We start from the raw sequence: 15,861 nt of genomic DNA on the forward strand, positions 1-15,861 counted from the left end.
GACTGCGAATCGCCAGCGACTGATCATCTAGATCAACTCTCGGTAGGTTTTCATTGACCATCTATTTCATGGTCTATTTACCTAAAACGATTTTCACCATGTCCGGCAGTTCCGTTTTCATTGCCTCTGGCAGAACGATCCGAAGGGAGCCGTCACGATATTGAAAATCAATCGTCTCTCCTGTTCTCAGTAACGTGACCGATGCGGGGCGTTGGAGCTCGCGGATAAAGACAACGCCTTGATCGTCAGGCAGCGAATAAAAGAGATCCCCTCGCTTCGTGGTGTAGTTCTGAGTCTTGTCGAGCGTGGGGAGCGGCGCGTCGAGATCGACGTCATAAACGGCTTCGCGGGAATGCTTCATCCAGCCGGCCATTTCATCGCAGACCTCGTAATACCACTCCATCATCTCGCCGTTGCCGCGCGGCGGGATGTTCACCAGCAGGTTGCCGCCCAATGACCGACAGCGGATCAGCTCAGTCAGCAGCTTATTGGTATCCCAATGATTGGTTTCGCATTCCACGCCGTAATGCCAGTTTGGGGTAAACCTGTTTTCTGACTTAATGCAGAGTTCCCACCACCAGCCGGCCTCATTGGTCACTTTAACGTTTTCGCTTTCTCCGTGGTGCATGCCTTCCGGCGTAGCAATCAATCCGCGGGCCACAAAAATACTCGGCTGGAGTTTGGCCAGCTCGGCAGGGGTCATGATGCTGTTGCCATCCCACCACATCATGTCGATCGGGCCATAGTTGCTCATCAGTTCCCGGACCTGGCCTTCCGACTCTTCCTTTTCAGCCGGGCCGCTGCTGGCCATCAGAGAGGTCAGCTTGTTTGATGCATCAATTTTTTCATGCTTGTAGTTCATCCGGAAATCTTTATTCGGCGGATGCATGAACTCCCGATTCTTATAATCGTAATGCCAATTTGGACCGGAATAATACAACCCGACGCGTAGGCCGTGTTTGCGTGTTGCCTCGACATAGTCTTTGATCAGGTCGCGGCCGTTCATATGCTCGCCGGTGTCCCACGTTCCGTAATCACTCGGCCAAAGGCAGTAGCCGTCATGGTGGCGCGAAGTCAGCACCGAATAGCCAAAGCCAGCTTTGGCCGCTGCGGCCATCCACTTGTCAGGATCATATTTCTCGGGATTCCATGTCTCGGCCACGGCAAACATATCCTCGGGAAGCATCATCTTCCGTTTCGCGTTAGCCTTTGCCTGCGACCAGACCATCGCCCACGCATCCCCATTGTTGGGCGCCACACTGGGAGGCCCCCAGTGCAGGAACAACCCCAGGCCCGACTTGCGAAACCACTGCCATTCAGGATGCGCCGCAGAATCGATCTCTTTTCCAATCAGCTTGTGGTGAAGGTTCTTTCGGGCCCACGCCTGCACCTCTTTCGGCGTCTTACCGACCCAGGGACGCTCACCCGTTGATTGATGCGTCGCCTGCTCCAGCGCAAACGGATCTTCCGCCAGCGTCTTTTCCTCCGCCCGTGCAGTGCCCGCAACCGCCAACAGGGCGATCACCGCTATGATCATCTGTTTCGACATCTATCTTGATTCCTATTTGGTATCGTTGCCGACGGTGAAGCCGAACTTGTTTGAATCATGAGTATTCTTAATACTGCCATTCACACCGAGCCGCATACTCATCGCGGGTCTGTTTTCCATCCTTAATACTGTTGATGCTTGGAGCCTTGCAGCCAGTCGTTGTCAACATTATTCCTGCACCGCTGCGGCATATGTAGCAACCCATCCGATCACCCCGAATTTTATTTTGCTCTTCATGTCTTGTTTTTAAATCTGCTTCGGTCATCTATTCCGTAGTGGACGAGGCAACGAGTCCCGGATGTCCGGATGCAGCCCAAAAGACTCGTAGCCTCACCTCTACGATCTGACGCTGGTTACCGAGGAACACTCAACGCATCTGCTGAGTACTGGTGATTCTTCATGTAGTCCAGCTGGCTCTTTACCGCTGGGTAGCTCACCAGGTAATTGTTCTCGTCAATAATATTGAAAAAGTAATGCGTGGTTCCCGAAGGAAGCGACGCGACAACCGTTCCGCCTTCAACCTTTGCCGGAGCGGAAAACCATTCCTCATTCGGATCGCCACCTAAGCTCGTAACCATCAATTGGGCACGAACGACTTTGGCTCCGTTCTCCTTGAATTTTGCCCGAGCCACGTTTCCGACTCGTTCTTCGGAGGTGACCGTGGGGACGTTTTCTTTGTGCGGTAGGTCACCGTTATAGGCCGGGTTGAAATAAGCGTAGCTGGCGTTCATTTCGGTCAGAATTTCGGTCAACTGGGCGTTGAGTTGCTGAGCTTTTTCCGGCATCGAGGACGCTAGGTTTTTGGATTCTTCAATGTCTTCGCGATGTGACGCTCCGTCACGTGTTTCGTAAAGCTGGTACAGCTCCAACTCACTATCGATCTGCGGATTGTTGATAGTGTCATAATTTCACACCAACTTGAAATCGCCGACCCGGAGTGTGCTATACATCGCGACTCCATGCGGGAAATGCCACATCATGCTTTCTCGGACACGACCATCCTGTTGCTTGACGAGCGCAGGATCTTGAGGAGATTGGGTGAGCAGCGGATACAAATCACAGCCGTCGAAGTGTTGATTTTCGGGAGCGGCCGTTCCGGTCATCGATAAAATCGTCGGAAAGAAATCCAGGCCGTTGGCCATCACATCGGTTTGGGTGTTGGCGGGAATGTTCGGCCCGGCAATGATCAGCGGCACCCGAGTTCCACCCTCTTCCAGCCGTATCTTACCTCCGTCGAGCGGATAGTTATCTGTAATCACATCACCCCTCAATTGCTCCATGCCACCATTGTCTGAGGTGAACACGATGTACGTGTTCTCGCGAAGCTTGTGACCTGGCCAACGCGGGTCATCCGTCGTATCGAGGTAGCTCAACAGGTCACCAACGTACTTGTCAAACTCCTCAACCATGGCGCAGTAGTAGGGGTTCTGCTGCCCAGGAAGAGCGATTGGGCCCGGCGTTTGTGGGAACGGAAGCCCGAGCTTCTTGCAGTACTTTTCCAGCAACGCTTTGCTGCGGGTTTGGATCGGGGCATGCACCAAACGCGCCGCACAAAAAAGGAAGAAGGGCTGGTCGCGATGTTCTTCCATGAACACCACCGCATCCTCAAAGATTTCGTTTTTGGGATACCCATTGGCATCAAGTTTCCAGGGATCATCGGCAGCGTCGGACGAGAAACCTTTCACGCGGTTGGGTTTCATCTCTCTCGCCACACCCATACTTTCACGCGACCAATCGAACCCGACGTCTCTGGGCAACGGTTCTGACTTGGGCGTCATGTTCATGTGCCACTTGCCGCTATGCCCAGTCGCATATCCATTATCCTGCAGCACCTGAGCAATGGTCGTTTCGTCCATCGACAGGCGAGCCGTCTGCCAAGGGTCCATCACCCGCGAGGCCGCGAGGTGACGAGGCGCAGGAGGCGTGCCCCCACGAACATTGGTTTTCTGAGCGCGGGCTGGATGGATCCCGCTCAAGATGGCGCATCGTGCTGGGGCGCAAACCGGAGCCGGGGAATACCCCTGCCAGAACATGACGCCTTCCTTCGCCAGACCATCAATATGGGGTGTCTCGTAAGGGGAAGGTTCGTCGATGTCGTAACACTTGACGTCTTGCCAACCAAGATCATCAGCCAGCACAAGCAACACATTTGGCTTCTCAGGTCGGCCATCCGCAGCACAGGCGTGCCCCGCAATCATTGCCCCTACAGAGAGACAAACCGTTCGGACGATCATTAAAGTTTTCACACGTTTCATAATAGCGATTCTTCCCAAACGGTTAATGTTTTCCCTTTTCGCTGGTTTGTTTTCTCAGATCTTATTGAGCACCAGCATGCTGCGGTGGATTGCCGCACTCGGTCCAGCCCTGATTGTTCCATCCGGGAACCGCGGCGGAATCTTCAACTTCCACCATAAACGACGTCATCCTCCATGACACGGATACTTGCGTCGAACCGCTAACGATTTGCGACATTCCGCAGCCTGTTTCAACGTCAGCTTTAATGCTGGCGGGAGATTGTGGGCGAACGCTCCGCGGTCGCGCCTCTCTGTACCAACCGCGAAGCGTTCAGCCACATTTATCGCGTCTCTCACTACCGACCGCGGAGCGTTCGGCCACAATGTTTTCCAGCCAAATTGGGAGTTGATTCAGAATGCCGCTGGGGTGCCCAACGTTGGATCGATAGCCCTGGGCTGACAACGTCCTGCGTTGCTACTTTGCGTTTTGAGTTTCGCTGTGGTGCAGGAAGTGGTTGGCGTCGACGAACAGGAATCGGTAGGTCGATATTCCTTTTGGAATCTCGGCACTGATCGACCGCCCATCCGAATCGATCTCGGCCGGAAACTTCATGCCGAGCAGTTCGGTCGTCTGGTCAACGGATGAGTCGGTCTTGGCGGCTTCGCTCGCCTGCCCCCTTCTTTGCAACTTCCTCTCCAGCCTCTTCTTTTCCTTCTGCTCCTCTTTCGAAAGCGGTGACTCCTGCGAAGCTCCGCCGTAAATCACGTACGCTTCCTTCACAGACGGTCCGGTATCATCCACGGCAAGCGTTGCCCGACGGTTGGATGCATCGAACGACGCACTTGCAATTTGAGCTGCCGCTTTTGTCTTCTCTTTAAAAGCCGGGTTGAGGTAAGGCCGTTCTGCATCGTTGGCCGCTAACTCTGAGTTGAGCTTCGCGGCCAACCGTTGGACGACCGATGCAAACTCGGGATTCTTGGCCAGATCGTTCTGCTCTTCCAAGTCCAATCGCTGACCATCCTGATACAGTCGGTACAGCTCATAGTCGTTTGAATCGTACCGCCGGTACATTTTGTAATCGCCCTCGCGAATCGCGGACTTCATTGCAAGCGGGCCGTTGTGCGGGAAGTGCCAGAAGAGATGCGTGCGTTCCTTGCCAGAACGATCGTTAATCGCTTGGCTCTCTCCCATCAAGACGGGCGAGATGTCCAACCCGCTCAAAGCGTCGAAATTCTCCGGTGCGATCGAGGCCCCAGTTAGTTCGAGGATGGTTGGGAAGTAATCGAGTTGGTTGACGAGTCCATCGAAGCGACTGCCACTGGCGATGCCGGGACCGGTCACGACCATCGGTACCCGAATGCCGCCTTCCTCGGGGTGCTTCTTCCCATACTTCAACGGTGCGTTGTCCGAGATAATTTCCTTTCCACGAATCTCCGCGCCGCCGTTGTCGGATGTGAAGAAAATGTAAGTGGTCTCGATCAGCTTCTTACCGGGACTGCGGGGGTCATCGGTCTGCTTTAGAAAGTCGACAACACGGCCAAGGCTCCAGTCAACAGTGGTGGTCATGGCAGCGAAATACGGATTCTGCTGACCTTCACGTGTCATGTCTCCCGGTGGTGGAGGAAACGGATGGCCAAGCTTGTCGCAGTAATACTCGAGCAGTTCTCCGTTACGGGTCAGCACCGGCCAGTGAACCATCCAGTGGCAGAGGTTCAGAAAGAAGGGCTCCTGCTTGCTCTCGTCAATGAAGTCGATGGCGGACTGGGTCACTTCATCGAAGGGGTACGAGATTCCATCAGGCTTCTTCTCACTCAACGGCGGATACTTCTGTTTGCTCAGCGGATACGTCGGGTGATCAGCGGTGGCGAAGTCCTTAGTGCGGTCATCCATTCCTCGGTGCACACCTCGAGTCTGGTTCACAAAATCGAATCCGAAACTGGCCGCGGTCAGACCGACGTGCCACTTACCGGCGTGGCCTGTGCGATAACCATTTTGCTTCATGGCATCCGCCAACGTCATCAGATCCAAATCCAAATGCGATTGCAGATAGGGAGCTACTAATCGTTCCGTCGTCCGCCCGGCAGGCATGCTGCCAAGATCGACATGCGTGAGCTTGATCTTCGCGGGATGCTGTCCCGTGATGATTCCCGCACGCGAGGGAGAACAAGTCGGAGCAGGTGAGTAGGCCTGAGTGAAAACCATCCCCTCCTCCGCCAGCTTCACCATGTTCGGCGTCTCATAGGGACACGGATCGTCAATGTCATGGATCTGAGCATCTTGCCAACCAAGGTCATCGACGTAAAAGATGATCACGTTAGGCGGGGATGCCGTGGCAGACTGGATCAGTCCGAGCAGGAACAGCGGGCACAATGCCAATGCGGTTGACAGGTATTTCATAACACTTTCAGTAAGTTGCAGACAAATTTGAGATGGGGATTTCTGCACGTTTGTGATCAGAGCTTTTGGTGCGCAGGGACGTTGATTGTTTTAGTGCTTTTTTAGCGGATCGGCGCAAACCGTCCGGTCCCGAGTCACCGGACGTCTCGCGCCGTTCCGCTACATTTGGAACCCTGCAGTAGTTAGAGCAATGTCCCCACCGCGTACGGAATCACGAAGGGGCGAGGACGAAAACAATGAGCTGGGCGGCATTATTATGACGTCGCAGTTCTCGCGAAAGTTTGCAATACGGCGGGGATCCGCCTTCTGGCGAAGGCAGCAACGTTTGATCGGAAGAGCAAGATGTGCTTGGCCAAAGTGTCGAAGTTCTTCTAGAAATAGTGCTTTCCTAATGTCGTGGTTTCCCCTGCTACACGCAGCGTCAGTATAACTGACTCCAAATGAGTTTGCGCAAAACAAACGCTACCCCCTCAATTTACTGGAGACGATGTCATAGGTCCTGTTAGCGATGCCATCGAAATTGAAAAATCGAAGCCAGGATCTGGTGCGGAAGATTCGTGCCCGCAAGCGGTTCACCGAGATTGAAGCTGATCCCAGCGCGAGCCTCGTCCACGAAGGCAACCGGAATCAAATCAATTCGCCATCAACACGCCAGTGCTATTTGTGGCGGGCACCGGTCCGCTTTCGTGCATGGCCTTTCGAAGCATCATCACGACATCGACATCACCTTCTGCTAAGCTGAAAATCCGATTGAGCGGCCCTCCCGTCACGGAACAGATCGCCCCCATCAAACCTGAATCAATCTCGTCCGACTGCCTCTAGCCATCGTCTTTCTCACGCTCCGAACACCACATCGCGACGACTGCCCCTTCATGATCCGATTCTTCACTGCACTCCTGTTTACCGTTTCTCTTTCGTCATTGCTGTTGGCTGAGGATTGGCGGGTCTGGCGAGGCCCAACGCTGGACAACCACACACCGGCGTCGGCCATTGAGTCGATTCCAGTTTCTTGGTCCGAAACCGAAAACATCCTCTGGCGTAGCCCCATCCCCGGAAGTTGTCACGCGACTCCGATCGTCGTGGGCAAGAAAATCTTCGTGCTCACACACGAACCCGACAGCAAGACGATCTCGCTGCTGCAATACAGCCTTGATGACGGAAAGCAACTCGGTCACGTCGTGCTTCACGAAGACGTTGAGCCACCGAGCTACATGCACAAAAAGAACACCTGTGCTCCAGGGACGCCTTCGAGTGACGGTAAGACCGTCTTCGTCGCCGCTCAGGTTAACGATACGATTCAAGCCAGCGCGATCTCGCTCGACGGAGAGATACTTTGGCAGCGAACCGTCGCTCCCTATCAGCAAAGCAGTAAGTTTTGGTTTGGCTACGGTGCATCGCCGTTGTTGCTGCAAGACTCGCTGGTTGTCGCGGTGGATACCGACAACGAAGAGTCTGGGTTGTACGCGTTGGCGAAAGACAGTGGCGAGCAAGTTTGGAAAACACCACGTCCACAGGCCGCGAGCTATTCGTCACCAATCCTGGCCACGATTGATGGTCGACGGCAGATCCTGATCAGTGGCGGTTCCGTAGTGGCCTCCTACGATCCCAATAGTGGTGAACAGATTTGGGCCGTAACGGCAACCAGCGATGTCACTTGCGGAACGATCGTGTGGAAGGATTCGATGGTGTTCGCCAGCGGTGGCTATCCCGACGCAGGTACCTTCGGCATCAAAGTCTCCGGGACCAATGCGGAGGTTGTGTGGCAGAATAAGGCCAAGTGCTACGAACAATCGATGCTGGTCGCCGGTGAGTTTGTGTATGGAATCGCAAACAGCGGCGTCGGGTATTGCTGGCGAGCATCGGACGGAAAGCAAATGTGGCGGCAGCGGATCAAGGGCCCCCATAGTGCCTCACCATTGCTGATCGGTGACCGCATCTACGCCTCCGATGAGCGTGGCGAAACCTTGGTCTTCCAAGCCTCTCCGGATGACTTCATGCAACTGGCCAGCAACCGATTGGGAGACAGTTCTTTCGCGTCACCAGTCTACGCAGATGGCAAGTTGCTTCTACGGCATGCATCCACCGAGTCAGGCGAACGAAAAGAATTCCTGTACGCCATCGGCAAATCCCACGCAACTCCGTGAACGACGACAAGCAGCCGGATGTTTAGTGCGCCGGTGGACTCGTTCGAGCTAATAGCGGAAGCCGACCAGAGAACCTCTTCCAAACTCAATTTCAGGGGAGCATTCGTTGCTCATTACGGAATGAGTTTTGACTTTTCCGCACGTGGATTCGTGCCGCCCCGTTTATGACTGTGACGAGATTGCGTTGAGAACAAAGGCTTTCTGCTGCTCGACTAAGGCATCAAGTGATGCGACATCAATTTGCGTGGTGTTGTCGATGATGGCGAAGGTCGACGATGCATCGTTGTCGTCGGGTTGGTAAAAACTGGCTCCGAATAGTGACGCGCCTCGTAGGTCACTTCCCCGCAGATCGGCTCCGGAAAAGTCGGCTCCTTCGAGGTCCGCGTTTGCCAAGCACGCGCCGCGCAGGTCGGCGAGTTGCAGGTTAGCGTTGGAGAGATTGGCGTCTCGAAAATTCGCACTTTGCAAATTGGAGGAGCGAAAATCCGCGTGTCGCAGCAACGCTTCACGAGCATTCAAATGGCTCAGACCGCGATGTGCCGCATTGATACTCCGTAGATCCCGGCCGCTGAAGTCACGAGCCTCGATCACTCGAAACGCCTCTTGCTTGGTCAGGGTCGGAGCCATGTAGCGTTCCTCTCGCCACGGATCGGCTCCGTTGTGATAACCCGCCTCCGACTCCCAGTAGCCGAGTCGTTCTTCTTTCAAAAATTCGATCCGCCGGATCCACTTCACGCTCTTGTAAAAATACTTCCCCGGAACAACCATTCGCATCGGACCACCATGCTCCGTCGAAAGCGGACTGCCGTCCGCGGTCATGGCGACGATCGGGTTGAGCTCCAACACTTCATTTAGCAGCATCGATGTCGAATGATCACGTTCACTTCTCGCGACAAACGAAACCACCTTCGCTTCGTCGGTCCAAATCGGCCCGCCAGTCCCCTGCAGCAAATCGTTCAGCAACACGCCTGTAAACGACATCGCGGGTTTCGACCAACGTGTCACGCAGTGCACGTCGACCCGCCGCGTTACCTGCGTCATCGCTAAAAGTTCGTCAAGTGAAAATATCAGCGGGCGAATCACGCAGCCGCAGATCTCAAGCGACCAAGGTGATTCGGTGTCGCCCGGATGGCGTTCGCCAACAACCGGCCAGCGATCGCCGCGGACGAGTTGTTGATTCGGTGGGAGCGGATTGGTGGTCATGGCGGCATGTTAACGGATGGCCAAGACTCAAGGCAATCGACACCGCGACGCCCGCTCTTCACGGGACATTGATTGTTCTTGTGCTCTTATTAGCGGAACGGCGCACTAATTAAATCGATGTTGCCGGAAGGGCGCAGTATCGCCGACGTCATTTTGCGAACTAGGTAAGGTCGCTGCGATCATGGGCGGCAGACATCGACGTGTGTGATGGCATTCAGCCAATTTGACGGGCAGGCATAATCGCGTGCCTGAGATTGCACCAAAAACTTTGCGGCATAGGGATGCCGTGCCAACAAGGAACTGCGAAGATACACCAAGGTGTCGAGTCAAACGTCGCAGCAATGAGGAGATTTGAAATGATCAAAGAGGTCTTTCCATACCTACGTCTACGAAACGCGGCAGCGGGAATCGAATTCTACAAAAAGGCGTTTGGTGCGACAGAACGAATGCGGCTTTCGGAACCATCCGGACGAATCGGACATGCCGAGCTGAGTTTTGGATCCTTTGCCGTCATGCTGTCAGACGAATACCCCGAGTATGGTATTCAGGGGCCGGAGGCATTTGGCGGTACCGGCTCGTCGATTCATCTTCACGTCGACGATGTGGATGCGATGACCGAACAGGCCGTTGCCGCGGGCGCCAAACTCATCATGGAGCCCAAGGACCAGTTTTACGGTGAACGATCTGCCAAAGTACTCGATCCTTTCGGACATGAATGGTTGCTTGGCACACACATTGAAGATGTCTCCTACGAAGAAATGCAACGTCGGTTCGACGAAATGTGTGGAAAGACCACGTCAGACGAGGCACCCGGAGCGTAACGATCGTCTCGCGGAATGTTTTCGTTCACTAGTTGGATGGCGACACTTTTTGGAAGACGTATTAGATTTCTCGCCACCCACGTAGCAGAGTCGCTCGGAGGCTCGGGAATCGGGTAAGGCCCGGAATCCTCGGTCTCGGACGGGCTGTGGAGTTTTTAGTGTGGCCGTTCGCTCCGCGAACGAGCGTTCCCGTAAGCTTCGTTTGCATAGCAAACGGCCACATTGCTTCGCCCCCGGCGAATAGATTCACAGCCTCGGAGAGACCGAGCTACGTGAAGAGTCGCGATATCAAGCTAATCAGTTTTGGAAACTCTCAACTAAGGCTCAGGGAACGTTAAAGATAAAAAAGGTGTTGAGCGGCAAAGTCGCTGTGGTTACCGGGAACGGCACCTGTCATCGCTTCGCGACCTGATGTTTGCTGGGGGGCGACGCCGAACTCGGACTGGCGTCCGGGACTATCACATCCCGTCGCTATCGCGACTCAGAATAAAAGCCAAACTCGCATCCCCTCAATCCCCACGTCTTCCCAAGGATTCAGCAGATGAGGCAAACGCCAAAACGGCATGAAGGACTTTTTCCAATGATTCCTGTTTACCGATGCTTTGAAGTCGATATGAGACCAAGCATAGGCAGTCCGAACGCCTCCACCATGCCAATCGCGGGACGCTCATCCGCGACCGTCGATCATCGCGCTAGTTGAGTTTCGGATCTTGAATTGGCCAACTTAACAGCGTATTTCCGTCAGCGTCCTGGAGTTGCAAGTTGGCAATAGTTGCCTTGCCGGGGCCATCTCCGACGTCGATACGCAATTGGTGAATCCGCGTGCTAGTCTTGATCGCGATGTCGATGTCCTGCCAGTCTGATCCCGATTGGACGTCGAACGCGATCCGCTCACCGTTTGGGAGATTGGTCTTTGCGTCGGTCGTGTAGAACGCCTCGCCAGTCAACTTCGCGTCGTTTTTTAGCTGAAAGGCCACTCGATACGGGCCATCGACGAGACTCAAACCACGCAGATCCATGGCGATTCCGGGGTCGTCGCCGGTGAACGTCAGCCTCAGTTCATTGCTGACGACCTCCATTTGAGTATTCTTCCTCGCCCGAATTTTGCTCAGCGGAGTCTTGGTGTTCGCTCGAGGCTTTGCGGCCGGCTTGGCACGCTTCTTCATGTAGTATTCCGGCTCCGTGGCATCGAAAAAGGTCCACTCACGATGGAGGTGTGGGCCAGACGTTTCGGTGGGTTCGGCGAACGCCTTGGCGGGCGCGTGCAAAACGTTTTTGGCCATCTCATTCCAGGTGGCGATCATCATCGCAAGCCGTTCCGGTTCGCTGTCGGCCAAGTTGTTGAGTTCGCAGCGATCGTTCGCGACGTTGTAGAGTTCCCATTGTTCGCTTTGAAAGCTGACCAATTTCCAGTCTCCGTCTCGCAGGCCGCGATCGGATGCGAACAGCAAGTGGATTGGTGGCCGACTTTTGATTTGCTGACCGTTGAAGACTGGTTTCAGCGAGATCCCAGAAACTGGACGCAACTCGCGTTCTTGCCATGATGTCGGAATTTCGCTGTCGGTGATGTCAGCGAGCGTCGGAAGAACATCGATCAGGTGAGCGGGTTGGTCGACGATCGCACCGACAGGCTGTTTCAATCCCGCCGGCCAATGAACGATCGCCGGAGTGGAAATGCCGCCTTCAAATTGATTTTGTTTGTAGTAGCGAAACGGACTATTCCTTGCCCACGCCCAAGCGGTCGAATCGCCCAAAATGGTGTTGGCGTTGGTGGGTTCGACATCCAACAGTGCCGGTCGACGGTCATACGGGCACGCTCCGTTATCGGACACGAACAGGATGAAGGTGTTGTCGAGTTCATCGTTCTTCCTCAAATCGGCAATTAGCCGCCCGACCTCTTGATCGACACGGTCGATCATCGCGGCCAGCGTCGTCATTCGATTGGCTTCGTAGTCGCGTTTCCATTGCTCCAATTCGCTCCACGCGGGAATGTGCTCGGGTCGTGGGCTCGGCTCGAGCGATTCGGGTAGGACGCCTAGCTGTTTCTGTTTGGCGATCCGGCGATCGCGGATAACATCCCACCCCTCGTCGTACTTGCCTTTGTATTTCGCATAATCTTCAGGCAACGCGTGCAGTGGAGCGTGCGGGGCATTGAACGCGACATACAGGTACCACGGTTGCTCGCGATCTCGAGCTTCGTCGAGGAACTTCAGCCCATAGTCAACATTTGCCGTCGTCGTGTAGAAGCCTTCTTGGGGGACTTGCCACGGTTCGCCATTGAGACGGAAGGTGTTGTCACCGGCGAAGTAGTTACAGGCACCACTGAGGTGACCGAAATACTTTTGAAACCCGAAGTCGGTCGGCTGCTTCTGAAGGTGCCACTTCCCCGTCATCAAGGTCGAATAGCCCGAATGGGCAAGCACTTCGGCGGAGGTGACGGCGTGGTTGAGTGCCGCGTCGCCCGCCGCGATGCAGTACTGGCCGGTCAATAAGCAGACTCGAGATGAATGGCATTTTGCGGTGTTATAAAACTGCGAAAACCGCATCCCGCCGCTGGCGAGTGCGTCCAAATTGGGTGTTTCGATCTCGCTCCCGTAACATCCGATATCCGAAAATCCCAGATCATCGACCATCATCACCAGCACGTTTGAACGCTCAGCGTTGCATTGCTGTCCGTTCTGCACGATGCAAGACGAAACCATCGCACAAGCGACGATTAGAAGTTTCTTCATCAGTGGGCTCTCAATTCGGTTTCTGCGGGAGGGCGGTGCACGTTGAGCGCCTCGAGTTTTACGAGAACACTTACGATGCACCATGGTAACACACATGTTTTCACGGCGAAGTTTAGCAGGCTGCTACCAACGTTTGGGCCGTTGGCAGGCGTCGCGTTGGCGGTCGTACTCGCTAAAAAAACGTGTCGGCCGCCACCCGCGTTGCGACAAAGGCGGCTGGTTCAATGAGTGGGTTCGCTGGCACGCTTTCGTCCACACATCGTCATGCCAGGGTAAGTCGATAGAGTGAAATTGCAAAGGCGACCACGTGAAATCGCATTTGCAACATATCTGTCAGTGGGATCTGCGAGCGACTACAATCGGGTGGGGCGCCGTTCTGCATTGTTTTAGGGGAAAGGAAGCCGCCTCAACGGAATTCATCTTGCCGATTTGTTTGTTCATCCAATGTAGAGAAAAAGGCGTCCTATGAGCCTGCAGATAAAGTGTCCTGGTTGCCAGTCGACGTTACAGATTCCAGACACGGCGCGTGGCAAACAGGTCCGATGCAGTTCGTGCCAGAAAGTATTGAAGGTTCCCGAAGGGGCAGCTCCCTCACGGCCTGCTTCGTCGCCCACCGCTCCGGCTCCCGCTTCCACCGGCACGTTGCAAATTCGCTGCCCTGGGTGCCAAGCGACTCTTAAATTGCGAGCGGCAATGGCTGGCAAGGTTGTGAAATGCAGTCAGTGTCAGACTCAACTGAAAGTCCCCGGCGGAGCGGCAACGGGTCAGCCGGCGGCCAGACCGTCAACGCCCGCACCTCAGCCCGCCCCGGGCGGGTTTGGCAACGATGATATTTTTGGAAACCTGCCTTCGGTCCCATCACCCACCGCGGGCGGGCAACCACGGGCTTTTGCTGGATCGCCAGCGCCGAAGCACTCGCCGGCTCCCATGAATCCTTATCGCGTTCAAGCACCTGGCGGTGGAGCACGTCCGCACGGCGGCTCGAGCGGTCTTCGCAGCGGGCGGGCATCCTGGCTTTACACCGTTCCCGGCGTATTCATGGCGGTTTGGGCTGTGCTCGTGATCGCGGTCGGAATTTTTCAGTTCGGCGTGATTGGGTATCTCGTTTTTTCCGGACAACTCAACATGCAGCAGGTCGACATGGGTCGCTTCGCCGGGCAGAGTGCCGGGAGGTTCTTGGCAATCGCACTCCAGGTCGCGGTCGTCGCCGGTAGCATCGGGATGATCCAACGCTCCAATCTCAAATCGGCCCGCACCGCTGCGGTCATCTCGGCGATCCCCTGTTTTGGCTGCCTCGTCTTTCCAATCGGAATCTGGGCCTGTGTACTGCTATTTAGCGACAAAGCCGAACGGGATTTCGCCTAGCCCACGGATTGCAACTCGAAATCAACTTTCAACGCCTCGCGACGGAATCATTATCGGCGCGAGACTCACGGTTTTACTCCGCGTCTTTAAACGGGTTTCGCTCCGGCGGTTCTTCGTGCCCGACGTTCTTGAGCATTTGTTGCACGAACACGTTGAGCAGCGGAACGCGGTGCCGCACCCAAACATGCGTCGCCTCAGGCTTGCATCCCAACCGAGATTTCGCATCCAGCGCCGTTCTGCCGAAGGAGATCCGTCGACACCGCCAGCGAATCGCTTGCTCGATCACGGCCAGCAGCAGGCGATGATAAATCGGCAGGGTCGCGTTGGCGTCGTAGTCCATGCCGAGATAAAAGCCGATCGCGGTGTCACCGTCACGGATCACGGTTACAAAGCCGACCAATCTTCTATTTTGCCGTATGCCGAGAGCGATAAAATCATCACCGAGCGCATCGGCCATTCGCGGCAACGTCGAGGGTTGCAACGAAAACAAACAGACATCTGCTCTCTGTGCAACGGATTGGTACAACGAATACAGCGCTTGTGACTCGGCGTGCAGATCTTCGACCGGCGTGACTTCGAATGATTCATGATCAAAGGGCTTGAACACCTTCCGAGCGGCGGCCCGATAGCGTTTGGTCAAACTGCCGAGATAGTCATCGAACGACTGCCAACTTTCGGGAATCGTCAAGACCATGTTGGGTTCAGTCTCGAGCGATGTGTAGCGAAACGCAGCCAATTCGCCGGCCGATTGACGGTGATTTTCAAAAAGATCTTTGACGATCACGTAGTCGGTTTGGCCGTGGAGTCGGTTGGCTCGGCGGATTCGATAGAGACAATCGGCAACGCCAGGCCATGATTTGGTCGGATCACACTCCGGTGCGAATGCCACGCCGTCGGGCCCCCAGGTGTGTACGTTCCCGCACATTGTGATTCGACGTTTTAACAACGATAGCGATTTACGTTTCCATTCCGACGGCAACAATTTCAGTTGATCGGCTTTGTTCCGGAAAAGTTGTTCGCCACAAACGTCAAACGACTGCGTCGCGACAGCGGCAACAGGTCGACCGTTGTCGTAGACGATGGCGAAATCACGAACGATTTGACCGACAAAGTCATCTTGGGCATTCCGCAGGAACCGCCTGCTCATGAAGATCGATCCACCCTCGGTGACTTCGTCCCAATGACGCGCGTTGACGTAATCGATTCTGCTCGCGATCGCGAATTGAAATTGGCTCGGACGACGAGTGCAGGGTTCGGATGGAACATCAACGGCCATGAGTGCAGCCTTTCTCGTGCAGGGCAAACTTTAGGCATATCGTACACCGTAGCGCTCCCACGCGGGGGACAACCAAACGATGGATCGCCGGGACAATCCGAGGTCACTTCATCTGACAGCAAAGGAATTTCGAACACAC

10 protein-coding genes are annotated in these 15,861 nt (G+C 55.0%); 3 read left to right on the forward strand and 7 right to left on the reverse strand.

All coding sequences use genetic code 11. The annotated features are described in order from the left end of the window. Positions 1-73: 73 nt before the first annotated feature. From NB063_RS11665 to NB063_RS11680, 4 genes are all read right to left on the reverse strand, one after another. Entirely contained in the window at positions 74-1,549 is a 1,476-nt protein-coding gene (locus NB063_RS11665; protein WP_250928906.1) for an alpha-L-fucosidase, read from the reverse strand. Positions 1,550-1,902: 353 nt separating this feature from the next. Continuing rightward, positions 1,903-2,418 (reverse strand): hypothetical protein, encoded by a 516-nt coding sequence (locus tag NB063_RS11670; RefSeq protein WP_250928907.1) that lies wholly within the window; start codon positions 2,416-2,418, stop codon positions 1,903-1,905. Between the two features lie 39 nt (positions 2,419-2,457). Continuing rightward, complete coding sequence (locus tag NB063_RS11675) at positions 2,458-3,804, reverse strand: sulfatase (protein WP_250928908.1); 1,347 nt, start codon at positions 3,802-3,804, stop codon at positions 2,458-2,460. 454 nt (positions 3,805-4,258) lie between these two features. Continuing rightward, entirely contained in the window at positions 4,259-6,181 is a 1,923-nt protein-coding gene (locus NB063_RS11680; RefSeq protein ID WP_250928909.1) for a sulfatase, read from the reverse strand. Between the two features lie 872 nt (positions 6,182-7,053). On the opposite strand from NB063_RS11680, the gene NB063_RS11685 reads away from it, so the two are divergent. Continuing rightward, positions 7,054-8,325 carry an outer membrane protein assembly factor BamB family protein gene (locus NB063_RS11685; protein WP_250928910.1) on the forward strand — a complete coding sequence of 424 codons (1,272 nt, stop codon included), beginning with the start codon at positions 7,054-7,056 and terminating at the stop codon, positions 8,323-8,325. Between the two features lie 162 nt (positions 8,326-8,487). On the opposite strand, the gene NB063_RS11690 is transcribed toward NB063_RS11685, so the two are convergent. After that, entirely contained in the window at positions 8,488-9,528 is a 1,041-nt protein-coding gene (locus NB063_RS11690; RefSeq protein WP_250928911.1) for a molybdopterin-dependent oxidoreductase, read from the reverse strand. Positions 9,529-9,884: 356 nt separating this feature from the next. On the opposite strand from NB063_RS11690, the gene NB063_RS11695 reads away from it, so the two are divergent. Continuing rightward, positions 9,885-10,349, forward strand: coding sequence for a VOC family protein (locus NB063_RS11695; protein ID WP_250928912.1), 465 nt, complete (start codon positions 9,885-9,887; stop codon positions 10,347-10,349). Between the two features lie 692 nt (positions 10,350-11,041). On the opposite strand, the gene NB063_RS11700 is transcribed toward NB063_RS11695, so the two are convergent. Beyond that, entirely contained in the window at positions 11,042-13,081 is a 2,040-nt protein-coding gene (locus tag NB063_RS11700) for an arylsulfatase (protein ID WP_407652609.1), read from the reverse strand. Positions 13,082-13,546: 465 nt separating this feature from the next. On the opposite strand from NB063_RS11700, the gene NB063_RS11705 reads away from it, so the two are divergent. Beyond that, positions 13,547-14,446: a zinc finger domain-containing protein gene (locus tag NB063_RS11705; protein WP_250928913.1), complete on the forward strand. Its 900-nt coding sequence runs from the start codon at positions 13,547-13,549 to the stop codon at positions 14,444-14,446. Between the two features lie 73 nt (positions 14,447-14,519). Here NB063_RS11705 and NB063_RS11710 read toward each other — a convergent pair whose 3' ends face one another. Next, on the reverse strand, positions 14,520-15,722 hold the full coding sequence (locus NB063_RS11710) for a GNAT family N-acetyltransferase (protein ID WP_250928914.1): 1,203 nt from the start codon (positions 15,720-15,722) through the stop codon (positions 14,520-14,522). Between the last annotated feature and the right edge of the window lie 139 nt (positions 15,723-15,861).

The organism is Aporhodopirellula aestuarii, assembly GCF_023701485.1.
In the GTDB taxonomy this organism is placed as follows: domain Bacteria; phylum Planctomycetota; class Planctomycetia; order Pirellulales; family Pirellulaceae; genus Rhodopirellula; species Rhodopirellula aestuarii.